21 protein-coding genes are annotated in these 22,286 nt (G+C 57.8%); 13 read left to right on the top strand and 8 right to left on the bottom strand.

All coding sequences use genetic code 11. The features are described 5' to 3' along the window. The first annotated feature begins 3 nt into the window (after nt 1–3). From PK28_RS06895 to PK28_RS06945, 11 genes are all read left to right on the top strand, one after another. Nucleotides 4–1,182 (top strand): FtsW/RodA/SpoVE family cell cycle protein, encoded by a 1,179-nt coding sequence (locus PK28_RS06895; protein WP_044512740.1) that lies wholly within the window; start codon nt 4–6, stop codon nt 1,180–1,182. Nucleotides 1,183–1,229: 47 nt separating this feature from the next. Then, a complete protein-coding gene (murG, locus tag PK28_RS06900; protein WP_044512742.1) occupies nt 1,230–2,366 on the top strand; it encodes an undecaprenyldiphospho-muramoylpentapeptide beta-N-acetylglucosaminyltransferase in 1,137 nt (378 codons plus the stop codon). Continuing rightward, nucleotides 2,363–3,787 (top strand): UDP-N-acetylmuramate--L-alanine ligase, encoded by a 1,425-nt coding sequence (gene murC, locus PK28_RS06905; protein ID WP_044512745.1) that lies wholly within the window; start codon nt 2,363–2,365, stop codon nt 3,785–3,787. Before murG ends, murC begins: the two co-directional genes overlap by 4 nt. Before the next feature lie 34 nt (nt 3,788–3,821). Continuing rightward, nucleotides 3,822–4,535, top strand: a complete 714-nt coding sequence (locus tag PK28_RS06910; protein ID WP_231576232.1) for a cell division protein FtsQ/DivIB — start codon at nt 3,822–3,824, stop codon at nt 4,533–4,535. Nucleotides 4,536–4,621: 86 nt separating this feature from the next. Then, the gene (ftsA, locus tag PK28_RS06915) at nt 4,622–5,977 is read left to right on the top strand and encodes a cell division protein FtsA (protein ID WP_044512752.1); all 1,356 of its coding nucleotides are present in this window, start codon (nt 4,622–4,624) and stop codon (nt 5,975–5,977) included. A 129-nt stretch (nt 5,978–6,106) separates the two neighbouring features. Continuing rightward, nucleotides 6,107–7,624, top strand: a complete 1,518-nt coding sequence (gene ftsZ / locus PK28_RS06920) for a cell division protein FtsZ (protein WP_044512756.1) — start codon at nt 6,107–6,109, stop codon at nt 7,622–7,624. Between the two features lie 180 nt (nt 7,625–7,804). After that, nucleotides 7,805–8,281 carry a hypothetical protein gene (locus tag PK28_RS06925; RefSeq protein ID WP_044512759.1) on the top strand — a complete coding sequence of 159 codons (477 nt, stop codon included), beginning with the start codon at nt 7,805–7,807 and terminating at the stop codon, nt 8,279–8,281. Nucleotides 8,282–8,356: 75 nt separating this feature from the next. Beyond that, entirely contained in the window at nt 8,357–8,653 is a 297-nt protein-coding gene (locus PK28_RS06930) for a hypothetical protein (protein WP_044512763.1), read from the top strand. 115 nt (nt 8,654–8,768) lie between these two features. Beyond that, complete coding sequence (locus PK28_RS06935) at nt 8,769–9,629, top strand: hypothetical protein (RefSeq protein ID WP_044512767.1); 861 nt, start codon at nt 8,769–8,771, stop codon at nt 9,627–9,629. A 14-nt stretch (nt 9,630–9,643) separates the two neighbouring features. Then, nucleotides 9,644–10,318 carry a response regulator transcription factor gene (locus PK28_RS06940; RefSeq protein WP_044512769.1) on the top strand — a complete coding sequence of 225 codons (675 nt, stop codon included), beginning with the start codon at nt 9,644–9,646 and terminating at the stop codon, nt 10,316–10,318. Between the two features lie 6 nt (nt 10,319–10,324). Further along, nucleotides 10,325–11,659, top strand: coding sequence for a sensor histidine kinase (locus PK28_RS06945; protein ID WP_044512771.1), 1,335 nt, complete (start codon nt 10,325–10,327; stop codon nt 11,657–11,659). A 66-nt stretch (nt 11,660–11,725) separates the two neighbouring features. Here PK28_RS06945 and PK28_RS20385 read toward each other — a convergent pair whose 3' ends face one another. The 8 genes from PK28_RS20385 to PK28_RS06980 all read right to left on the bottom strand — a co-directional run bounded on the left by PK28_RS20385 (nt 11,726) and on the right by PK28_RS06980 (nt 18,729). After that, a complete protein-coding gene (locus tag PK28_RS20385; RefSeq protein WP_156126284.1) occupies nt 11,726–11,890 on the bottom strand; it encodes a hypothetical protein in 165 nt (54 codons plus the stop codon). Nucleotides 11,891–12,130: 240 nt separating this feature from the next. Continuing rightward, on the bottom strand, nt 12,131–13,159 hold the full coding sequence (locus PK28_RS06950; protein WP_156126285.1) for a hypothetical protein: 1,029 nt from the start codon (nt 13,157–13,159) through the stop codon (nt 12,131–12,133). A 3-nt stretch (nt 13,160–13,162) separates the two neighbouring features. Then, nucleotides 13,163–13,915, bottom strand: a complete 753-nt coding sequence (locus tag PK28_RS06955; protein ID WP_044512775.1) for an MbnP family protein — start codon at nt 13,913–13,915, stop codon at nt 13,163–13,165. A 103-nt stretch (nt 13,916–14,018) separates the two neighbouring features. Next, nucleotides 14,019–14,399 (bottom strand): hypothetical protein, encoded by a 381-nt coding sequence (locus tag PK28_RS06960; protein ID WP_044512778.1) that lies wholly within the window; start codon nt 14,397–14,399, stop codon nt 14,019–14,021. Nucleotides 14,400–14,457: 58 nt separating this feature from the next. Next, the gene (locus tag PK28_RS06965) at nt 14,458–14,985 is read right to left on the bottom strand and encodes an NADPH-dependent FMN reductase (RefSeq protein WP_044512780.1); all 528 of its coding nucleotides are present in this window, start codon (nt 14,983–14,985) and stop codon (nt 14,458–14,460) included. A gap of 117 nt (nt 14,986–15,102) precedes the next feature. Continuing rightward, complete coding sequence (locus PK28_RS06970; RefSeq protein ID WP_044512783.1) at nt 15,103–15,858, bottom strand: succinate dehydrogenase/fumarate reductase iron-sulfur subunit; 756 nt, start codon at nt 15,856–15,858, stop codon at nt 15,103–15,105. Between the two features lie 124 nt (nt 15,859–15,982). Next, nucleotides 15,983–17,917 carry a fumarate reductase/succinate dehydrogenase flavoprotein subunit gene (locus tag PK28_RS06975; RefSeq protein WP_044512786.1) on the bottom strand — a complete coding sequence of 645 codons (1,935 nt, stop codon included), beginning with the start codon at nt 17,915–17,917 and terminating at the stop codon, nt 15,983–15,985. A gap of 44 nt (nt 17,918–17,961) precedes the next feature. Continuing rightward, nucleotides 17,962–18,729, bottom strand: a complete 768-nt coding sequence (locus PK28_RS06980) for a succinate dehydrogenase cytochrome b subunit (protein ID WP_044512789.1) — start codon at nt 18,727–18,729, stop codon at nt 17,962–17,964. Between the two features lie 227 nt (nt 18,730–18,956). Here PK28_RS06980 and PK28_RS06985 point away from each other — a divergent pair, with 227 nt between their 5' ends. Continuing rightward, nucleotides 18,957–21,848 (top strand): T9SS type B sorting domain-containing protein, encoded by a 2,892-nt coding sequence (locus tag PK28_RS06985; RefSeq protein WP_048825704.1) that lies wholly within the window; start codon nt 18,957–18,959, stop codon nt 21,846–21,848. A gap of 71 nt (nt 21,849–21,919) precedes the next feature. Then, entirely contained in the window at nt 21,920–22,228 is a 309-nt protein-coding gene (locus tag PK28_RS06990) for a hypothetical protein (protein ID WP_156126286.1), read from the top strand. Nucleotides 22,229–22,286 lie beyond the last annotated feature (58 nt).

Consider the following 22,286-nt stretch of genomic DNA (forward strand, 5'->3'; position numbering starts at 1 on the left):
CCCATGAACATCATCAACAACTGGCTGCGCAATAACCTGAAGGGCGACCCGGTCCTGTGGGGCATTGTTATTCTGTTCTCGCTGATCAGCATTGCGGTGGTGTACTCGGCCACCGGCACGCTGGCCTACAAGAAAATGGGCGGCAACACGGAGTACTTTCTCATGAAGCACACCGGCCTGATTTTCGTGGGGCTGTTCTTTATGTGGCTGGCGCACCGCATTGATTACCGGCACTACTCGCGCCTGGCGCTGTATGCCCTGCTGATTTCAGTGCCGCTATTGATTTTCACCTATTTCATGGGTTCCAACATCAACGAGGCCTCCCGCTGGCTGACGATTCCGGTTATCAACCAGACTTTTCAGCCTTCTGACCTGGCTAAGCTGGCGCTGATTGCGCACCTGGCTTCCATGCTCAGCCGCCGTCAGCAGCACGTGCAGGACTTTAAAACCACGCTGCTCCCCGTAATGCTGTGGGTAGGTTTGATTTGCGGCATCATCATCATGAGTAACGCCTCCACGGCGCTGCTGCTGTTTGCCACCTGCCTGCTGCTGATGTTCCTGGGTCGGGTGCCGCTGAAGCAGATGGCCGTGATGATTGCCATTGGCGCCGTAGTGGGCGGAATTGGTCTTTCCACGGGCCAGCGCTTTAAAACGGTGCAGTCGCGCATCGAGAACTTCACGGATAAGAGCAAGCCTGTGCCGTTTCAGCTGGAGCACAGCTACATAGCCATTGCTACGGGTGGCATTACCGGCAAAGGCCCCGGCAAAAGCACAGAGCGCAACATTCTGCCCCACCCATACTCCGACTTTATTTACGCCGTTATCATCGAGGAATATGGCCTGGTAGGCGGCGTTATCGTTCTGTTTTTATACCTGGCCTTCCTGTATCGGGGGCTGATTACGGTGATGAACAGCTACGGCGCTTTTGGCGGGTTGCTGTCGGCGGGGCTGAGCTTTAGTCTGGTGCTGCAGGCCATGGTAAACATGGGCGTGGCCGTGGGGCTGGGCCCCATTACCGGTCTGCCGCTGCCTTTGCTGAGTATGGGTGGTACCTCCCTCATTTTTACTGGTATCAGCATTGGTATCATTCTGAGCGTGAGCCGGGGAGAGCGGGAAATCCGCCCCATGACCGGCGAGCCCGAAGACACCGTCCGCATACCCAAGAAAACCGCTTACGCCTGATTTCACCGCCTGACCTTGCTGGTTCAGACGTCGCCTTGACTTATTAAATGCCGCATTCCAAGCACCATAGCGCCAACTCAACTTCCGGGCCCCTCCGCCTTATCATTAGCGGAGGCGGTACGGGTGGCCATATATTCCCGGCCGTGGCCATTGCCAACGAAGTGCGCCGCCGCCAGCCCGACGCGGAAATCCTGTTTGTGGGTGCCAACGGCCGCATGGAGATGACGCGGGTACCCGAGGCTGGCTACCAGATTGTGGGCCTGGATGTAACGGGTCTGCAGCGCCGCCTGACGCCCAAAAACCTGATGTTTCCGGTGCGCGTGTTTCGCTCGGTGCGCAAGGCCGGCAAGCTGCTGGAAGAGTTTAAGCCCGATGCCGTGGTAGGAGTGGGGGGCTACGCCTCGGCGCCCGTGCTGCTGGCGGCTACTTCCCGCGCCATTCCTACGCTCATTCAGGAACAAAACTCCTACGCCGGCCTGGTAAACAAGCTGCTGGCCCGCCGCGTGAATAAAATCTGCGTGGCGTATGAAGGCATGGAGTCATTTTTTCCGGCCGAGAAGCTGGTGATAACCGGTAACCCCGTGCGCACGGAAATTGCCAGCGGTAATCGGGAAGAAGCCCTGAAATTCTTTGGCCTTGATCCGGCCCGGCCCGTACTGCTGGTAATAGGCGGCAGTCTGGGGGCCCGCACCCTGAATCAGTCTACGGCCGCCGCGCTGCCGCGCCTGCGCGAAGCCGGCGTGCAGTTGCTCTGGCAAACCGGCAAAACCTACTTTGCTGAGGCAGAGCAGCAGGCGGCGCCGTTTGCCGACAGTAATCTGAAAGCCCTGGAATTCATTCAGCGCATGGACCTGGCCTACGCCGCGGCCGATGTGGTGATTAGCCGCGCCGGAGCGCTGTCGGTGTCGGAGCTGTGCCTCACGGGCAAGCCGAGCATTCTGGTGCCCTCGCCCAACGTGGCCGAAGACCATCAAACCAAAAACGCCATGGCTCTGGTGCGCCGCGATGCTGCCGTGCTGGTTTCCGATGCCGAAGCCCCCGGCCGTTTATATAATGAAGCGCTGGCTTTGCTGCAGGATAAGGCCCGGCAGCAGCAGCTCAGTACCAACGTGCGTCAACTGGCACACCCCGAGGCAACCGGGACCATTGTGGATCAACTTTTAGCCCTAGTATCCCGCCCATGAATCCGGTAGCTGCGTTTCCCTACGTCTATTTTCTGGGTATTGGTGGCATTGGTATGTCGGCGCTGGCGCGCTGGTTTAAAGCCAACGGCCACCAGGTTTCCGGCTACGATAAGACGCCCACGCCACTTACTGAAGCGCTGACGGCGGAAGGTATTCTTATCCACTACGATGATGCCGTGAGCAGCCTGCCCGCGGTGGTGCGTGAAAACCGCGCCCAGACGCTGGTGGTCCTCACGCCCGCTATTCCCAAAGACCACCAGGAGTGGGCCTGGCTCCGGGAGCAGGGCTACGATATCCGCAAGCGCAGCCAGGTGCTGGGTCTGCTTACCGCCGGCCGGCCCACCATTGCGGTGGCCGGTACACACGGCAAAACCACCACCAGTAGCATGGTAGCACACCTGCTGCACCACGCTGGCGTAGACTGCGCGGCGTTTCTGGGAGGCATTTCGGTAAACCTGGGCTCTAACCTGTTACTGCCCCGCGCTACCGACACCAGCGCCCCGGTAGTGGTAGAAGCCGATGAGTACGACCGGTCTTTCCTGACGCTGCACCCCACCGTAGCCATTGTGACGAGCACCGATGCCGACCACCTCGATATTTACGGCGACAAGGAAGCGCTGGTAGAATCCTTCCGCCAGTTTGTGGGCCAGATTCAGCCCGGCGGCACGCTCATCATCAACCACACTGCTGACCCCAGCGTGGCAGACGCGGCTCCCGTCGGGGTTAGTGTCATCCGCTACGGCCTCACACCAGAGGAGGGGCCGGAACTCTGGGCTGCCAACATCACGGCGCAAGGCCATCAGTTTCACTTTGACCTGCACGGGCCCACGGGTACCGTAACGGGTCTGCAGCTGGCGGTTCCCGGCTTCCACAACGTGGAAAATATGCTGGCCGCCACCTGCGTGGCCCAGCTGGAAGGCGTACAGCCTGATGTCCTGCGGGAAGCCGTGGCGGCCTACCGGGGCGTAAAGCGCCGCTTTGAGTTTGTGGTGACCACGCCCGAGCATGGTTACGTGGACGACTACGCCCACCACCCCCGGGAGATTGAGGCGTTTCTGCGCTCCATGCGCGCCCTGTACCCCGGTAAAACGCTGCGCGTTATCTTCCAGCCGCACCTGTTCACCCGCACCCGCGACTTCGTGGATGGCTTTGCGGAAAGCCTGAGCCTGGCCGATGAAGTAGTGCTGCTGGATATTTACCCGGCCCGAGAGCTGCCGCTTCCCGGCGTTACGTCGGAAATGATTTTGTCCAGGATTACCGCTCCCCGTAAGTCGTTGCAAACCAAGGAACAGGTGCTGGCCGCCGCCGAAGTAGACAATGATTTTGACGTGCTGGCCACCGTTGGGGCCGGCGACATCGACCAATTGGTGCCTCGATTAAAGAATATTTTAAATATTCGATGGAATGGAGTTGAAGCGTAAAGTAAATAACTTATTTTTCGCTACGGGTTGCCTTGTGCTGTTCACAGCGCTGGCCGTGTTTGCCGGTGTGCGGCAAGCCCAACGCCCTGTTAGCAATGTCATAGTTACCATTGGTAATGAGTTCAATAACTATTTTATCAGCGAGCAGGAAGTGACAGCACTACTGACGCGCAACGGCAACCAGCGCCTGGAAGGCGCCCGCCCCGAGGACCTCAACCTCAAGGGCCTGGAAGCGCGTCTCAAAGCCCATAGCTTCGTAAAAGATGCCCAGGTGTACCGAGACCTGGCTGGAAATTTGCACGCCGATGTGCGTCAGAACCGCCCCATTGCCCGTTTAGTGCACCCCGATACCCGCCAGGATAGCTACATTGATAATACTGGCAGCCGCCTGCCGCTGTCCGGGCTGTTCACGGCGCGCGTGGTGCCCATAGCCCGGCAGGGAGGCCAACCACTCCAAGCTGCATTTTTTCAGGATTCCACTGGTCATAGATATTTGGACTTCCTCCGGTTTATTGATGAGCATCCGTTCTGGCGGGCGCAGGTAGCCGAAGTATTTATTGGCCCCAATGGCAAACTATCGTTTACCCAGCAAGTAGGCGACCAGCGTGTAGAATTTGGCTTTCCCGAGAATATTTCGGAAAAATTTGCGAAACTAATGGTATTTTACCGTCAGATACCCCCTGTATTGGGCTGGGATACGTACCACCGCGTCAACGTTGAATTCAAAGATCAAATTATTTGTGAGTAAGCAAAAGCTTGCGCATACGCCTATAAAAGGCGTTTTTTGCAGAATATCCCCACCTTCTCTCCTTCAACATCACTCGCCCCAGTCCCATGCAACACGATAAGATTGTAGTCGGCCTCGACATTGGTACCACCAAAATCTGTGCTCTGGTAGGGCGCAGAAACGAGTTTGGCAAGCTGGAAATCCTGGGCATGGGCAAAGCCGTGTCGGAAGGCGTAGTGCGTGGCATTGTGTCGAACATCGATAAAACCGTGGATGCCATTAAAAAGGCCATCCGCCAGGCAGAGGAGCAATCCGGCATCAACATCGGCGTGGTAAACGTGGGTATTGCCGGACAGCACATCAAGAGCCTGCAGCACAACGGCAGCATCACGCGGGCAACCGCCGACAGCGAAATTACCGTGGAGGACGTGAACCGTCTGACCAACGATATGTACCGGCTGGTAACCCCGCCCGGCTCTGAGATTATTCACGTAATGCCCCAGGATTACAAGGTGGATTATGAGGAAAATATCATGGATCCGGTGGGGATGTCGGGTGTACGCTTGGAGGGTAATTTCCACATCATCACCGCCCAGAGCACGGCCATCAACAACATTAACAAATGTGTGACGAAGGCCGGCCTGGAAATTGACCACCTCATTCTGGAGCCGCTGGCGTCCAGCATGTCGGTGCTGTCGGAAGAAGAGAAGGAAGCCGGGGTAGCCCTGATTGATATTGGCGGCGGCACTACTGACCTCGCTATTTTCAAGGATGGTATTATCCGCCACGCGGCGGTGCTGCCCTTCGGTGGCAACATCGTGACTTCTGACATCAAGCAGGGCTGCCTGGTGATGCAGAATCAGGCGGAGCAGCTGAAGGTGAAGTTCGGCAAAGCCATTGCCGAGGAAGCCTCCGAGAATGAAATTGTAAGCATCCCCGGTCTGCGCGACCGGGCGCCCAAGGAAATTTCCCTCAAGAACCTGGCCTACATCATTGAGGCCCGCATGGAGGAAATCATTGAGTTGGTGTATGCTGAGATTCAGCGCACGGGCCACGCCGACAAGCTGGCCGCTGGTATTGTGCTGACGGGCGGTGGCTCGCAGCTGCAGAACCTGGTGCAGCTCACGGAGTACGTAACCGGTCTGGATACGCGCATTGGCTACCCCAATGAGCACCTCGGCAAGAGCAAGATTGAGGCGGTAAAGTCGCCGCTGTATGCTACTACCGTGGGTCTGGTGCTGTCCGGTTACCGTTCCCTGGACGAGCGGCAGAACCGCAGCACGGCCGAAGAGGAGCAGTACCGTCCGGTGCAGGAGTCGCGCCCGGCGGTTTCGGCCGCGGCCACGCAAAACCAGCAGCCCGCCGCCCCCAAGAAGCCTTCGGGAGCAGGCCGGTTCTTCCAGGACATCATCAGCCGCACCAAAGGTCTGCTGATTGATGACTTTGACGACAAACAGTACTAGAAGGCTAATTCTGAATTATGGATTATGAATTCTGAGTTGGCCGGTCAGCAAAAAAGGCATTAGAACGCCCGGCAGCTGATCAGCCAATCAATTCATAATTCAGCATTCATAATTCATAATTAAAAAGTCATGGATTTTAAATTCGATATTCCTTCTCAATCCAAATCCATCATTAAGGTGATTGGCGTGGGTGGCGGCGGTTCCAACGCCGTGAACCACATGTTCAGCCAGGGCATTAAGGACGTGGAATTCGTTATCTGCAACACCGATAAGCAGGCGCTGCACAGTTCATCTGTGCCCAACAAGCTGCAGATCGGGGTAGATTTAACGGAAGGCCTTGGGGCCGGCGCAAACCCTGAGCGGGGCAAGCAGGCGGCCATTGAAAGCCGGGAGCAGATCCGGGAGCTGCTGAGCAATGGCACCAAAATGGTGTTCATTACGGCGGGTATGGGTGGAGGTACCGGAACCGGTGCGGCCCCCGTTATTGCCAAAGTAGCCAAGGAGCTGGGTATTCTGACGGTAGGCATTGTAACCGCTCCTTTCCTTTTCGAAGGCAAGAAGAAGCGCCAGCAGGCCGAGCATGGTATCCGGGAGCTGAGCGACAACTGCGACACCGTTTTGGTAATTCTTAACGATAAGCTGCGCGAGATTTTCGGCAATCTGCCCATCCGCGCCGCCTTCGCCAAAGCTGATAACGTGCTGAGCACGGCCGCCAAATCTATTGCCGAAATCATTACCGTAACGAGCGAAGTCAACGTTGACTTTGAAGACGTGAAAACGGTGATGAAGGACAGCGGGGCCGCCGTAATGGGCTCGAGCATCACGGAAGGTGAAAACCGCGCCCGTCGCTCGGCCGAGGAGGCGCTGGCTTCGCCACTGCTCAACAACACCGACATTCACGGGGCGCAGAAAATCCTGCTTTCCATTATGTCTGGTGATCAGGCCGAGCTGGAAATGGATGAACTCACGGAAATTACAGAGTACATTCAGGACAAAGCAGGTCAGGACGCGGAAGTTATCTTCGGTCACGGCATCGACTCTACGCTGGGCCAGAGCATCCGCGTAACGGTTATTGCCACCGGCTTTGCCCGCGACACGCACAACATCAACACGCAGTTCAGCGCGCACCGCAGCGAGCCAACTGAGCTGACGCCCGACCCGCAGATTAACATCTTCGATAAGGACCGTCAGGACGCGTCGGTTACCTCGCCTATGGTGCCTACGTTTGGTACCCCGGTTGCCGCTACGCCCGTGGTAGAAACGGCTCCCGTAACGCCGGAGCCGCCAAAGGTGACCTTTGATCTGGAAACCTCGCCGGCTGCTTATGTGCCGCCGGTAGCCGCGCCTTCTACGCCCATGTCGGAGCCTGTGGTGTATCAGCAGCCGGAGCCGGTAGCTGCTTCGCCGGTTCGTGCTCCTCAGCAGGATGCCCGCATTGATGAGCGCCGCCGTCGTTTGCAGGAGCTGAGTAATGGCCTGAGCAATGAGGTGATTAAAGATCAGCTGGAAACTCCCGCCTATCTGCGCCGTCAGGTAAAGCTGGAAAACGTGGTGCCTTCCAGTGAGCGGAACATCTCGCGCTTCAACCTTTCTGACGATAACGAACTGCTGGGCGACAACCGCTTCCTGCACGATAACGTGGACTAAGCCTGGTTCTTAGCATTTTTCTATAAGAGAGCCGCCTGCATCCCCGGGCGGCTCTCTTGTGTTTATACCAGTTAGGCAGGTGCTGATAAGCTCTAAAAGGAGGTTCTTCTGATTATCATCTTATTTTCATGTTGGGCGGGTAAGTTTGAATCATATCATCACCCTAACCCTCCGACCACCATGAAAAAAGTATTGCTTACCGCCGTTGCTGCCTTTTATTCCGTAGCTCTTTTTGCCCAGCAGGCACCCGCCACCCCCACGCAGGGTGATGACGCTCCAAAACCACGCACTGAGACGCCTAAGCCTAAGAAGGAGAAGAAAGCCAAGAAGGCGCACAAGCCCGAACATGAAGGCAAAGACTCGGATGAGGGTGACAAAGTGAAAGCCGACAACCATGACCAGGCGGTGCAGACCGTAGCGCAGAGCACGGAGCTGACCGGTGCCGATAAAGGTGCGGCCGTGAGTGCCGTAGCCAGCGCTAAGCGCCAGAATGAGGAGCAGGCAGCTAAAAATGCGGACCGCCGCGCTGCCCGTTCGGCCCGCAAAGCCGAGCACAAAGCAAATGGTGCTAAGCACCGTTCTGCCCGTGCTCCCAAACACGAGGGCCGTACCCGCCCGGAAACTGGCCATGCGGTCGGTGCACACAAGCAGAAGTAAGAATTCCCGGGTCTGCCAGCCGGAACTCGCTGGCAGTTACCTTTGTCAGCATACACCAGTGTTCCACTTTCTGCCATGAAACTCTATCTGTTGCTTGCTCTTCTGCTGAGTGGCGCTTCCAGCGCGCTTGCTCAAACGGCACCCGCCGCCGGAGCAGCCCGGCAGGAGCAAGGCACTATACCAGCGGCCAAAGCCCCCGACGAGCTGCCGGTGAAAGCCGTAGCTCCGGCCGCCCGGCAGCGTAAGCCGGAGCGGATAGACGGGGCCATGCGCTCAGCGCGGGGCCGTAGTGCCCGGGCGCCGCGCATCAGCCGGCCAGGTAGGCCGGCCGGCGCTGGCCGACCGGTAGGGCCGCGGGGTAGAAATCATTAGTCCATATGGCCGTTCCGAAAACCGGGTCTGATGTGGGTGCTGTTGAGGGCACTTTCATCGGGCTCGGTTTTCAGTAATCTGCCTTTTCAGTTACCTGGTTGCTTTCTTTCTCTTTATGGCTGCATTTTTAAGTAGGGGAATAGCCGGGACGCTGGGCGGCATATGCCTGCTCCTGCTGGTATGCCTGCCGGAGGTAGCCGCCGCTACTGCCACCGATACAACGGCTGTTGCCAAGCAGCGCAGCTTCACGGTGGGCGTAGGGGCCTACAGCAATTCCACCTTTTTCGGCCGCTCCCAGGCCGAAAAATTCCCGTACTGGACCACCGACCTGACCTACAAAGCCCCTTCCGGTGTATGGATATCGGCGCTTAATTACGACTTGTTTTCCACCACTACGCTGCGGGATGAAACCGACCTTTCCATTGGCTGGGATTGGGATTTTACCCAGCGCCTGGATGGATCTTTGAGCTATTCGCACTTCTTCTTTTCGCCTGACAGCCCGTTGCTAAAATCGGCGGTTTCCAACTCCCTGGATGGCTACGCCGGGGTGGACTGGGGCTTTCTGTATACCCGGCTGAATGCGGATTATGTATTTGGCGAGGCCCAGGATTTCTTTCTGGTGCTGGATAACTCCCGCTATTTTGAGATTGACAATGCCTTATCAACGAAGGGCATTCTTTCCTTTGAGCCGCGGGCCAGCGTTATGGCCGGCACGCAGTCCTTTGTCACGACCAGCATAGAGCAGCAGCTAAACCGCAAAGGCAAAGGTCGCCCTGGTGGCACTGGCACTACGGTAACCACCACCGGCACCCGGTTTTCCCTGCTGAATTATGAGTTGCGCGTGCCCGTAACCTACTCCCTAGGCAAGGTATCGGTAGAGGCCGCCTGGCGCTACCTGCACCCGGTACATACGCTGGCCGATGATACTTCCAAGCCTTTGTCCATCTTCTCCGGAAGTGTTTACGTGACGTTTTAAGTGGGTTCTGCCTCATGAATGTTTTGATTGTGGAGGATGAGCGGAGCCTGGCCAAGGAGTTGGCTTTTTTCCTGTATCAGCAGAATTTTCAGTGCGAAGTGGCCCGCACCGGCCGGGAGGCATCTGAGCTGCTGGCCGTGAATACTTACGACTTTGTACTGCTGGACCTGGGCCTGCCCGATTATGACGGCCTCGACCTGCTCACCGAAGCAAAAGCCCAGGGGATTACGGCCGCCATCATCGTGCTAACGGCCCGCGGCGAGGTAGCCGACCGGATCCGGGGGCTGGATCTGGGCGCCGATGATTATCTGGCCAAACCCTTTTCTCTGCCCGAACTGCTGTCCCGCATGCACGCCATTACGCGCCGCCGCTTCGGCGTAGCTAAACCCCTGATTCAGTTTGGAGATTTTGCGCTGGATGTGCAGAGCCGCCGGCTGCTGCACCAGGGCCAGGAAGTAACGCTGTCGGTAAAGGAATTTGATTTGCTGAGCTACCTGGTGCTGCACAAAAACCGCGTGCTCACGCGCCTGCAGCTCACGGAACACATCTGGGGCAACCTACCCGAGGATGGCTACGAATCCAACTACATTGATGCGCACATCAAAAATCTGCGCAAAAAGCTGGCGCGCTACTCGGAGCTGCCCTGGCTGGAAACCGTGCGGGGCCTGGGCTACCGCTTTTCGCTGTAGCCTACCATGAAGCTGCGCTCCAAATTCTCGCTGTTTAATGCCCTGTCCCGGGTGCTGATTGTGCTGTTGCTCGTGGGCGTGCTGCCCCCGGTAATGAGCCGGCTGGCTTTGCTTACTACGGATGACCGGCTGGCCCAGAAAAAGGAAAAAGTGCTCAAAATCATTCAACGTAACGGTATTTCTGCGTTCCTGAATGAGAGTAGCCCCGAAACCTACGGCAGCTATAACCTGCTGAAAGAAGAGTTTATCTCCCTGGAGCAGATTCAGCCCGGCCCGCGCATCAACACCATCGAGAATTCGCGGCGGGCTGTGGAAGACGAAATTGTGGACTACCGGGTACTGAGCTATTCCTTTCCACTGGGCGGCAAGAATTATCTGCTCGAAATTGGCCGCAGCGTGGGCAGCATTGGCGAAACGGAGGCCAACTTCCGCCGCTATGCCCTTTACCTGCTGGTGGTGGTAGGCCTGCTCACCACCCTGGCCGACCTGGCTTTTTTCCGCTACCTGCTGGAGCCGCTGGGCACTATTATTCATCGGCGGCTGAAGAACGTGCACAACCCGGCCTCCTTTAACCTGGAGCCCGTGCCCACCACCACCGACGACTTCCGCTACCTGGATGAAAGCATTCGGGAGATGATGGTCACCATTCGGGAGTCGTTTGTGAAGGAGCGCCGCTTTATTGCCGATGCTTCCCACGAGTTGCTCACGCCGCTGGCGGTGCTGCAATACCGCTTCGATAATATGCTGGCCGACGAAAGCCTGTCGGATGAAAACCTATTGAAAATAGTGGAGTCGCAACGCACGGTGCACCGGCTGCGCTCCATTATCAAGTCGTTGCTGCTGATTTCCAAAATTGAGAACGAGCAGTTTGAACGCGAAGACACCGTATCAATAGCCGCGCTGGTGACCGAGGTAAGCGAGGAAATTCAGGACCGCCTGGCCCTGCACGAACTGCGCCTGCATCAGCAGTTAACCGGCGACTTTACCCTGGTGGGCGTAAACCGGGGCCTGCTGTTTACCATGCTTTTTAACCTGGTGAACAATGCCGTGAAGTATAACCGGCCGCAGGGCGAGATATTTCTGGTAGGCCGGCTGGCCGGGGAGGGCTATTCGCTGGAAATCCGGGATACCGGCCTGGGCATTGCCCGGGATTTTCTGCCCCAGCTGTTTGCGCGCTTTCATAAAGCCAATTCAGCCGATGTAGAAAGCTACGGCCTGGGGCTTTCCCTCGTCAAAACCATTGCTGATCTGCACCGCATTCAAATCGAAGTAAATTCCATTGAAGGCTTGGGCAGCTCGTTTACCTTACGCTTTCCGCCGCCCGCCGCGCCCTTTCGGTAATGGGGATATAAACAGAAAAGCCGCCTGGAGAAGTCCAGACGGCTTTTTTTATGAATGTGGAACAAATTAGCGAAGCGAAGCGGCGGTGCTTGTCGCCGTGGTGTCGGTGAGGGCAGTCAGGTAGCGGGGGGAAGCCATTTCCCGATCCATGCTGAGCGGCCGTACAACCGAGCGGGTGCAGGAACCTAACAAAGGGGCCAGCAACAGCAAAGTGTAAAAGTAGCGTTTCATAATAAGGCCTGATACGGCCTCACAGAAGGGAAGTTGCTGGGCTGAAGGAAATACCTGCTTGCGGTAACTATATATAAACTAGCTAATTAAATATACAAAGTGCTGTAGTGTTGGGGTTTGTTTAGATAGTATAAAACCACTGCCGGCAGAAGTGGCGAAGGCCCCACTCCGGTAAAACACGTCATAACCAAAACGTATATTTACGGGGCCTGGGCTTCGCCACTTCGGAGAGTAGATAAGTTAGAGCACGATGGAGTTACCGCCTTTGATCAGGTATTTTGTCTGCTTGAAACTGTAGCCAACGGCCATTACCAGGCGGCCGGCGCTGGCGGGGTGGTCGGTGCGGGCGGTATACACGGGCAGCTGCGCGCTGGCATTCAGCGAGAGGTTCTTGTAGTATATATCCAGTCCCGGGCCCAGCAAGGCGTTATTCATGGCGTGCTCCCCGGTAAGGTGTCCCTCAAACATTTCACCTTTGGTTTTCTCGTAAAAAAACTGGGCCGAGGGGTACAACTGCCAGTTGCCTTTTAAGGGAAGCCGGTAGAACAGGTTGGCGAAGGTGCTGGTGCTGGGCGCGGTGCTTTCGGCAAAGCGGTTGCGGGTAGCGCGCCGGTAGCTGGTGTTTAAACTCAGCCCCAGATTGTGAAAGCTGCCAATGTAGTTCAGGTACAGGAAGGCATCGGTAGTGCCGGTGCCGGGCTGCGTGAGGGTAGGGTAGCGGCGGCCCAGCGGGTTGCGGCGCTGGTAGTCGCCGGTAGGGAGCTTGGCCCCGCCGCCCAAAATCAGGCGGCTTTGCACGCCGGCCGTTTCAATGGCGCGCAATACGTGGTAGCCCGCAAAAACCGTCACGTCGCCCAGGCCGGAAAGCGTCAGTTCCTGACCACTGGCATACGAGGTATTCATGGCGTAAGGCACAAAAGCATTCAGCTCCAGGCGCTGAGCCAGAAAGTATTTGGCCCGCAGCTCTACCACCCGAAAGACTTCGTAGTCAGTGGGACTGCCGTCGTGGTCGTGCTTATAGCCGGTATCACGCTGGAGCGAGCCCGGAAAAAATGGACGGGCACCCGTAGGGAAGAAGCGGTGCTGCTGCCCCAACTCCTGATAGCCATTGAAGGCGCGGTAGCGGTGCATCAGAGAAAGGCTGCTTTGGTTATCGTAGGGCGTAATGCCCATAAAGCAGCCGCACAGGTCGCAGGCACGGGTGGGAGCCAGGGCCAGGAGCCACAGCGCCAGTACCGCCAATAGGCGGTAAGCCAATGAAGGACGCATAGCTTAGTTGGCGTGAACGTGCTCCACAGTCATCATGCCGGCGGCGTAATTATCGGCCATTTTCATAGCATACGGCCCGACTTTCATACCTGCCAGGTCGCCGAAGCGAATGGGGTTTGGCCCGGTAAACAGGCTCATCACATCAGCCTGCAGGTGCACGGCCGGCGTGCGGTCCTGGCGTATCTGCAGCGTGGCCCCATGCAGAGAGGGCGAAATAGTACGAAGCGCATTGTTGGGTTCCTGGTAACCGCCTACATGGAAAGCCAGTCGCCCATTCGGCGCCTGCGGAGAGGTGCCTTCCATCTTCAGAAACACGTAACCCGACTCCTCACCCCAGTACATTTCATGTTCGGGGTCAATGGGGCCGGTTTGCACGCCCGAAACGGTGCGGGCACTATCTACGCCAATCATGAAATCCAGAGAGGTATAGTTGCCGGCCGGAATGTTTTCCAGGGTGATTTCCCGGCTTTCCGGATCAAAGGCATTAACCAGGTAGTAGCTCTCCGGTACTTTGTAAGTGGTGCCGTCGGCTTTGCGCAGGGTAAAGTTGGAGAGGTAGTATTTGAGCTTCCACACCGTAAACTCGTCGCCGGCGGGCGTGTGGTAGATGGCGTCAAACACCACGAGCGGCTCGGTGCCTACTACGTGCTCTATTTCAATGGTAAGGGTGCCGGGCCCGGGCTGGGCCTCGTTATCTGCGGAGCAGCCCATGAACAGGGAGGCGGCAATCAGAAAAAGAAGGTTGCAGTATTTCATCACTACAAAGCGTATATATCAGCAAAATAATAAAGCAGGGGCAGGAATGCGCCGGGCATACCATACCAGGAAACCTCTAACCGGAGGCATCACAATACAAGTACTAGCCTAAAAACGAGGGAGGATGGAAGATGCCATGCGCCAGGGTGAAGGTGTAGGGCATGGTCTGCCGCAGGGCAAACCGGGCGACGGCAGGATATAACGCTGCCGGCGTGGGCACCAGACTGCCAGCTGGCAGCAGCACGTCATACTTTATTTTTGCGAACCCCGAAACCGGGGCTTTGCCGCTGGCATCGGAAGCCTGCCGCAGCTGCTTCATCAGGTGGCATTTGCCATTGCAGTGCAGGGTTGGCCGGGTCTTATTTACGCAAAAGAGCTGCGTAATTCGTTCTTTATGCACCTGGTAGTCCAGTACCAGCAGCTCCCGACTGAACGTCTGAAGTAACAGCAGCAGGCAAAGAAAAAGGGCTAAAAAACGTTGCACGGGGCAGGCAGAAAGGCCCGTAAATGTAAGCGTTAGCCGGCTGAAATACCCGTTTTATTTACCAGGCCACCAGCTGCTCTGCCTGCTCCCGGAGCAGCTGCAGAAACAGCGTATGATGCAGCTCCCCGGCCTCCGTCAGGTGGGCATCAATGCCGGGTAGGCGCACGCGCGTGGGCAACACGGTGGTGCCCAGATACATGAGAATATCGGTTAGGTGGTTGAGGGCCAGGATACCGCCCTGCGTACCAGCCGACAGCCCAATGAGGGCGGCTTTCTTGCCCCGGATGCCGGCGGGGTAGGGCAGGCCATCAATAAAAGCCTTCAGCACGCCCGGGAAGGAGCAGTTATACTCCGGCACCACAAATACCAGCTTCTCGGCTTCCTCGGCCAGCCGCGCCAGCTGGTTGAAATGCGCGTGCTGTCCGGCATTTTCATACAGCGCCGTCAGCACAAAGTCGGCGGGCAGGTGTACCAGGTCCAGGATCTGGCATTCGGCCCCCAGCTCCGTCAATATTCCGGCATATAGATTGGCCACGCGCCGGGCGCGGGAGTTGGGACGGTTGGTGCCGGAAACGATGGTAATCATGCGGGGGAAGTATAGCTTGATAAGGTGCCGGTAAAAGCTTCCGGTGCGGACGGGAAAGCAACAAAAAAGCGAACCGGCTGCCCGATTCGCTTTTTCTATTAACTCAACCGCTAAACCTTAGGCAAGGTTATTCGAGGTGGCTTTGGCCGCCAGGAATTCGCGGTTCAGCATGGCAATGTTTTCGAGCGAGATGCCCACCGGGCACTCTGCCGCGCACGAGCCGATGTTAGTGCAGGCGCCGAAGCCTTCCTTGTCCATCTGAGCTACCATGTTTTCCACGCGGGTCTTGCGCTCCACCTTGCCCTGGGGCAGCAAAGCCAGCTGGCTTACCTTGGCGGAAACGAACAGCATGGCCGAAGCATTTTTGCAGGCCGCTACGCAGGCGCCGCAGCCAATGCAGGTAGCCGCCTCAAACGCGCGGTCGGCAATGTCCTTCGGAATCGGAATTTCGTTGCCGTCGGGGGTGCCGCCGGTGTTGATGCTCACGTAGCCGCCCGCCTGAATGATGCGGTCAAAGGCAGAGCGGTCCACGCTCAGGTCTTTGTTGACGGGGAAGGAGCTGGCGCGCCAGGGCTCAATGGTAATGGTGTCGCCATCGGAGAACTTGCGCATGTGCAGCTGGCAGGTGGTGGTGCCTTTCTCCGGCCCGTGGGGGCGGCCGTTAATGAACAGGTCGCAGGAGCCACAGATGCCTTCGCGGCAGTCATGGTCGAAGGCTACCGGGTCCTCGCCCTTGCGCAGCAGGTCTTCATTCAGCACATCCAACATCTCCAGGAACGACATATCCGGGGAAATGTCTTTTACCTGGTAGTCGACAATGCCGCCGTCGGCGTTGCGGTTTTTCTGCCGCCACACTTTCAGCGTGAGGTTCATCGGTTTGGCGTTAGGGTTACTTCCGGCCATTGTATTTGGGGAGGTCTTAGGTCTTAGAGAATTAGGGTTTAGAGCAAAGAAGTAGGGCCACAAGCTAAGCCCTAAGTTCCTAAGCTCTAAAACCTTACTTGTAGCTGCGCTGGGTGAGCTTCACGTTTTCGAACTTCAGCTCTTCCTTGTTCAGGATTTCCGGCTGATTCTCTCCCACGAACTGCCAGGCAGCTACGTAAGCGTAGTTCTCATCGTCGCGCAGGGCTTCGCCTTCGGGCGTCTGGTATTCCTCGCGGAAGTGGCCGCCGCAGCTTTCGTTGCGGTCCAGGGCGTCGTCCACCATCAGCTCGCCCAGCTCCAGGAAGTCGGCTACTCGGCCGGCTTTCTCCAGTGCCTGGTTCATTTCGGTTTCGGTGCCTACCAGCTTCAGGTCGCTCCAGAACTCGTGGCGCAGCTTCTGAATTTCGGCTTTCGCATGCTGCAGGCCTTCGGCCGTGCGGGCCATGCCGCAGTACTCCCACATAATATGGCCCAGGGCCTTGTGGAAGTCATCGGGCGTGCGCGTGCCGTTGATGCTGAGCAGCTTGGCCACCCGCTCCCGCACGCCGGCTTCCGCCTCCGCAAATGCAGGGTGCTCGGTGGTAACCGGCTTGGGCGGCGTTTGGGCCAGGGCATCCCCAATGGTGTAGGGAATCACGAAGTAGCCATCGGCCAGGCCCTGCATCAGGGCTGAAGCGCCGAGACGGTTGGCGCCGTGGTCGGAGAAGTTGCACTCGCCGGTAGCGTACAGGCCGGGAATGGTGGTTTGCAGGTTGTAATCTACCCACAGGCCGCCCATGGTATAGTGCACGGCGGGGTAAATGCGCATGGGCTGCTCGTAGGGGTTTTCGCCGGTAATCTTGGCGTACATATCGAACAGGTTGCCGTATTTCTGGGCTACCGCATCAGCGCCGGTGCGCTGAATAATTTCGGCGAAATCCAGGTACACGGCCAGGCCCGAGGAGCCTACGCCACGACCTTCGTCGCACATCTGCTTGGCGTTGCGCGAGGCCACGTCGCGCGGTACCAGGTTACCGAAAGCAGGGTACTTGCGCTCCAGGAAGTAGTCACGCTCTCCCTCGGGAATATCCTGCACCCGAATCTGGCCGGCGCGCAGGCGCTGGGCCATTTCTACGGTCTTGGGCACCCATACGCGGCCATCGTTCCGCAAGGACTCCGACATCAGCGTGAGCTTGGACTGGTAGTCGCCGGATACGGGAATGCAGGTGGGGTGAATCTGGGTAAAGCAGGGGTTGGCGAAGTAGGCGCCCTTTTTGTGGGCCCGCCACGCGGCGGTGGCGTTGCAGTACTTGGCGTTGGTGCTCAGGTAGAATACGTTGCCGTAGCCGCCCGTAGCCAGCACCACGGCGTGGGCCGCATGCTTTTCAATCTCGCCCGTAATCAGGTTGCGGGTAATGATGCCGGCCGCCTTGCCGTCCACCATCACCAGATCCAGCATTTCCGAGCGGGTATACATCTTCACCTTGCCATAAGCAATCTGGCGGGAGAGGGCCGAGTAGGCACCCAGCAGCAGCTGCTGCCCGGTCTGGCCGCGGGCGTAAAACGTGCGGCTTACCTGCGCCCCCCCAAAGGAACGGTTGGCCAGCAGTCCGCCGTACTCCCGGGCGAAGGGTACGCCCTGGGCCACGCACTGGTCGATGATGTTAACCGATACCTGCGCCAGCCGGTACACGTTGGCTTCGCGGGCGCGGTAGTCACCACCTTTCACGGTGTCGTAGAACAAACGGTACACGGAGTCGCCGTCGTTCTGGTAGTTTTTGGCAGCGTTGATACCCCCCTGCGCAGCAATGGAGTGCGCGCGGCGGGGCGAGTCGTGATACGTGAAAGCCTTTACGTTGTAGCCCAGCTCAGCCAGCGAAGCGGCCGCCGAAGCGCCGGCCAGGCCCGTGCCTACCACAATAATGTCGTACTTCCGCTTGTTGGCGGGGTTCACGAGCTTTACGTTGAACTTATGCTTCTCCCACTTTTCGGCCAATGGCCCTTCGGGAATTTTGGAATCCAGTATCATGGATGAGAAGGTTTTGAAATGAAGCAAATACGTGAGAACATGGGCTAGCGCGCCTCAGGCTGAGCCCCTAACGATTCCTCAACCGTATTGCCGGTGGCCGGGCGGGGCTGGTAGGCGTCGCTGAAGAACATAACCACAGGAATGACGGCGAAAAGCAACGACACCACTACCGCGAAGGCATAACCAGTGGCCTTAATAGCCGGCGTGTATTTGCGGTGGTTGAGGCCCAGGGTCTGGAAGCCGCTCTTGAAGCCGTGCCACAGGTGGTAGCCCAGTGCAATCTGCGCCAGGGCGTACAGCGCCACGTACCATGGAATTTTAAACGAAGCTGCCGCTACTGAATACAGGTCGCCCACGGGGTGGTCGAGGTTAGGAACCTTTACTTCGGCCAGGCCGCCCATGGCATCAAACCGCGAGCGAATCCAGAAGTTCATCAGGTGTACAATCAGGAAAATCAGCAGTAGCGTACCCAGCAGGGCCATGTTGCGGGAGGCCCACTGCGAGTTTTGCTCGGAGTGGTTTACCACGTAAGCTTGGGTGCCGCGCGCTTTCTTGTTTTTTACCGCCAGTGCCAGGCCCTGGTAGATGTGAATGAGCAGGCCCAGCATCAACACAATTTCCATGAACCGGATAACGGGATTGGTACCCATAAACTCGGCCCAGAAATTAAAAGAGTTGCCGCCATCGTGGCGCAGCATCTGCAAATTGATAAGCAGGTGCACGAGTAGAAAAGAGCACAAAAACAGGCCCGTAAGGGACATGATGATCTTGCGACCAATGCTGCTGGAAAACGTTTTACTAATCCAACTCATAGAAGCTACTGAAGGGTTTGGGTAGGTCGGTTGTATTGGCCAAAGGTAGGAGCCAACCCGGTACGAAACAATTCACCGCTAACGTTTGCATCTATCCTTGCCTGTTCCCGTAACACGCGCGGGGCGAAGTGCAAGGATAACCTGCCTTCCCACAATTTTGTTAGGTTTCGGACGTAATAATCCTGATCTTCTTTCTTGGAGTCCAACTACCCGTTAGGGCAATTGACATGATGCAACTACTACCCACCGGTTGGAGGCCTTCCCGACACCTATTTGCTATACTCCTGCTACTGGCGGCCCTTTTAAGCTTTGATGCCCAGGCCACGCACATTCGCGCCGGTGATATTCAGGCCAAAACCGATACCACTGCCAACCGGGACCCCCGGCGGGTATTCTTTAAGATGGTGCTGTACACGGACCCCACCTCTGGCGCCGACACCGACGATACCGAAACCATTTTCTTTGGGGATGGCACCTTCAGTGGCGTAAATGCTATTGTCAGGTCCAGCCGCACCTTCCTGGGAAACAATATTTACCGGAACGTTTATTATTTCGAGCACACCTACAACGCCCCCAAAAGCTACGTGGTGAGTTTTGTGGGCGAGCTGCGCCAGGGAGGCATTGCCAACATGAGCAATTCCAAAGACCTGTCGTTTTACATCGGTACCCGCATTACCATTGATCCGGTGCTGGGCGTGAACCACTCGCCGGTGCTCAACGCGCCGCCCATCGACTTTGCTACGCCCAACCAGGTGTTCCTGCACAACCCGGCTGCTTCGGATGAGGATGGCGACAGCCTGGCCTATCGGCTGGCCCCCAGCCAATATGTGGTAGGGGATGTGGCCGGCGCCGTCAGCACCGGCAATATCCCGCGCCCGGTGGTGGTACCCAATTATGCGTACCCCAACGCGCAGAGCGTATCGCCAAACGGCAAGCAGGTGGCTTTTCCAGCCGGCAACCCGCCGCCTACCATTGGCGGCCCGGCCACCTTTACCATTGATGCCATAACCGGCCAGCTGGTGTGGAACTCGCCCAGCGTGGCCGGTTTGTATAACGTGGTGATTATTGTGGAAGAGTGGCGGCGCACTGCCGGTGGGCGGCGCCTGATTGGGGAAGTGATTCGTGACATGCAGATCATTGTAAACCCCACCAAGAACCAGCGGCCCATTCTGGAAATCCCGCGCGACATCTGCGTGGTAGCCGGCGACTCCGTGCGGGGCGCCATCCGGGCCACTGACCCCGACGGCAACCCCATCGACCTTACCGCTTTCGGTGGCCTGTTTTCCCGCATTCCCATTGCTGCCCCGGAAGAGAAAAAGACGTTCCGGGCACAGTTTGAGCAAACCCGCCGCAACAACCCGGCTACGGGCCGCTTCCGCTGGCTCACTACCTGCGCCGATGTAGCCCGCCTGCCGTACCAGGTGCTGTTCCGGGCCGTAGACGTACCCGCCGACGGCGAAACGCCCCTGATTGACGAGCGGGTGTGGCGCATTACGGTAGTGGGGCCACCGCCCCAAAACCTGAAAGCCACGGGCCAGTCCAGCGCTATTAACCTCACCTGGAACCTGTACGAGTGCCAGAACGCCAGCCGCATTCTGATCTTCCGGCGCGAAGGCTCCGCCGACTTCCAGCTGGATACCTGCAACCCGGGCATTCCGGCGTCGGCGGGCTATGTGCAGGTGGGCTCGGTGGCCGCCAACCAAACCTCGTTTGTGGATAATGACAATGGCAAAGGTCTGGCGCGGGGCAAAACGTACTGCTACCGCATTTATGCCGAGTTTCCGCTGCCGGCCGGCGGCAAAAGCCTGGCCTCCGAAGAAACCTGCCTGGTACTGAACGGCCGCCCCATTCTGCTGACCAATGTTACGGTAGAGAAAACAGATAAGGCCGCCGGCGCCATTAAGGTTATCTGGACCAAGCCTACCATTACGGGAGGCTTTGTGCCGCCAGTGGGCTACAACCTCTACCGCGCCGAAGGCTTAAGCCCGGCTTCCAACACGTTTGGTCTGGTGAAGAGCTTTACCAACCTGAACGATACCGTATACGTGGATAATAATCTGAACACCACGGATAAAGCCTTTACCTACCGCATCGAGTTTACCCACAAGAGCGGCACTACGGCGCAGGACAGCATTGTACACGAGCGGCCGGCCGCGGCTTCTTCGGTGCGGCTGGAAGCGGCCGCTACCACAGCTAACGACGGCATTGTGCTGAACTGGAACTTCAATGTGCCCTGGGATAACACCGCCCGGCCCACCCGTATCTTCCGCCGCGACCCCTGCGCCAACAACTACGTGCAGATTGCCACGGTACCGGGCGGGGCCAGCTCTGGCACCTATACCGACCTGCTGGCGGCCGGTCAGGTCTTCAAAAGTGGCCTGCTCTACTGCTATTATGTAGAAACGGATGGGGAGTACAAGGAATTCCGGATTGGCCCCCTGCTGAACAAAAGCCAGGAGAAGTGCCTGCTAACACCGCCCGTGCTCACGCTACTGGACATCAACTGCGACAGTCTGGCGGCCCTGCCATTCTTCCCCAACGGCAGCAAGCCCTACAGCAACCGCCTCTCCTGGACGGTAGATACCAGCACCCCGGGCTGCAACACCAACATTTCCTACTACCGGATTTACTACAGCCCCACGCAAAGCACCAACCCCGCCGACTTCCGCCTCATTGACTCCACGCAGGCCACCAGCTACGTGCACGCCAACCTGGAAACCTCGGCCGCGTGCTACTACGTGGTGGCCGTGGCCCGGGAGCTAAGCCTGGTGAGCGCGCCCAGCAACATTGCCTGCCACGATGCCTGCCTGTTCTTCCTGCTGCCCAACATCTTCACACCCAACGGCGACGGTAAGAACGACACCTTCCGGCCTAAGCTGGCCAGCCCCATCCGGCGCACCAGGTTCACGGCCTTCAACCGCTGGGGCGTGAAAGTGTACGAGAGCGACCAGAACCCGCTGATTGAGTGGAACGGCACCAACAAAACCGTGAAGGAAGGCAATAACAACCCCAGCTCACGCGTGGTAGATGGCCTGTATTTCTATCAGGCAGAAGTGGAGTTTGCTGACTTTGCCGGCACCAAGAAAACCTACAAAGGCTGGGTGCAGATAACCCGGTAAGCTTTTAATTTATGGATGATGAAAAGGAGCGGAGGCCTGCCAGCCGCTCCTCTTCTTTTTACTTTGAGTCTATGATAAAGTCCCTGATTCTCGCGGGTAGTTTGCTGGTCGGCCTGGCTGGCTGTCAACCAAAGACTCCGCCCACCACGCCCGCCCAAACCTCCTATAGCCAGGCCGATGCCCTGAGCGCCGTGCGGCGCTATGTGCTGGCGCAGCCCAACGCCAGCCTGTTTGTAGTAGACTCCGCCAGCGTGGTAGATGCCGGCCCGCAGTGGCAGGTACTGGTGCCCCGCACCGACTGGGCCGGCCGTATGCCCAACCGCGCTGCCTTTGAGGTAAGCAAAACCACCGGCCAGGTAAGCACCCGCCCCGTGAAGTAACCGCGCCGCCCTGGTTTTGCCGGGGCCGGCCATTTTGTGCAGCTTGCAGCCCCAATGC

This window comes from Hymenobacter sp. DG25B, assembly GCF_000801315.1.
Lineage (GTDB): Bacteria > Bacteroidota > Bacteroidia > Cytophagales > Hymenobacteraceae > Hymenobacter.

Excerpts from the sequence above, each read along its gene's own strand:
- PK28_RS06975 (WP_044512786.1), bottom strand. The coding sequence starts at position 17,917 with ATGATACTGGATTCCAAAATTCCCGAAGGGCCATTGGCCGAAAAGTGG.
- PK28_RS06990 (WP_156126286.1), top strand. The coding sequence starts at position 21,920 with ATGATAAAGTCCCTGATTCTCGCGGGTAGTTTGCTGGTCGGCCTGGCT.
- PK28_RS06980 (WP_044512789.1), bottom strand. The coding sequence starts at position 18,729 with ATGAGTTGGATTAGTAAAACGTTTTCCAGCAGCATTGGTCGCAAGATC.
- PK28_RS06895 (WP_044512740.1), top strand. The coding sequence starts at position 4 with ATGAACATCATCAACAACTGGCTGCGCAATAACCTGAAGGGCGACCCG.
- PK28_RS06965 (WP_044512780.1), bottom strand. The coding sequence starts at position 14,985 with ATGATTACCATCGTTTCCGGCACCAACCGTCCCAACTCCCGCGCCCGG.
- PK28_RS06950 (WP_156126285.1), bottom strand. The coding sequence starts at position 13,159 with ATGCGTCCTTCATTGGCTTACCGCCTATTGGCGGTACTGGCGCTGTGG.
- PK28_RS06925 (WP_044512759.1), top strand. The coding sequence starts at position 7,805 with ATGAAAAAAGTATTGCTTACCGCCGTTGCTGCCTTTTATTCCGTAGCT.
- PK28_RS06970 (WP_044512783.1), bottom strand. The coding sequence starts at position 15,858 with ATGAACCTCACGCTGAAAGTGTGGCGGCAGAAAAACCGCAACGCCGAC.
- PK28_RS06955 (WP_044512775.1), bottom strand. The coding sequence starts at position 13,915 with ATGAAATACTGCAACCTTCTTTTTCTGATTGCCGCCTCCCTGTTCATG.
- ftsA (WP_044512752.1), top strand. The coding sequence starts at position 4,622 with ATGCAACACGATAAGATTGTAGTCGGCCTCGACATTGGTACCACCAAA.
- PK28_RS20385 (WP_156126284.1), bottom strand. The coding sequence starts at position 11,890 with ATGAAACGCTACTTTTACACTTTGCTGTTGCTGGCCCCTTTGTTAGGT.
- PK28_RS06985 (WP_048825704.1), top strand. The coding sequence starts at position 18,957 with ATGATGCAACTACTACCCACCGGTTGGAGGCCTTCCCGACACCTATTT.
- PK28_RS06945 (WP_044512771.1), top strand. The coding sequence starts at position 10,325 with ATGAAGCTGCGCTCCAAATTCTCGCTGTTTAATGCCCTGTCCCGGGTG.
- murC (WP_044512745.1), top strand. The coding sequence starts at position 2,363 with ATGAATCCGGTAGCTGCGTTTCCCTACGTCTATTTTCTGGGTATTGGT.
- PK28_RS06935 (WP_044512767.1), top strand. The coding sequence starts at position 8,769 with ATGGCTGCATTTTTAAGTAGGGGAATAGCCGGGACGCTGGGCGGCATA.
- murG (WP_044512742.1), top strand. The coding sequence starts at position 1,230 with ATGCCGCATTCCAAGCACCATAGCGCCAACTCAACTTCCGGGCCCCTC.
- PK28_RS06930 (WP_044512763.1), top strand. The coding sequence starts at position 8,357 with ATGAAACTCTATCTGTTGCTTGCTCTTCTGCTGAGTGGCGCTTCCAGC.
- PK28_RS06940 (WP_044512769.1), top strand. The coding sequence starts at position 9,644 with ATGAATGTTTTGATTGTGGAGGATGAGCGGAGCCTGGCCAAGGAGTTG.
- ftsZ (WP_044512756.1), top strand. The coding sequence starts at position 6,107 with ATGGATTTTAAATTCGATATTCCTTCTCAATCCAAATCCATCATTAAG.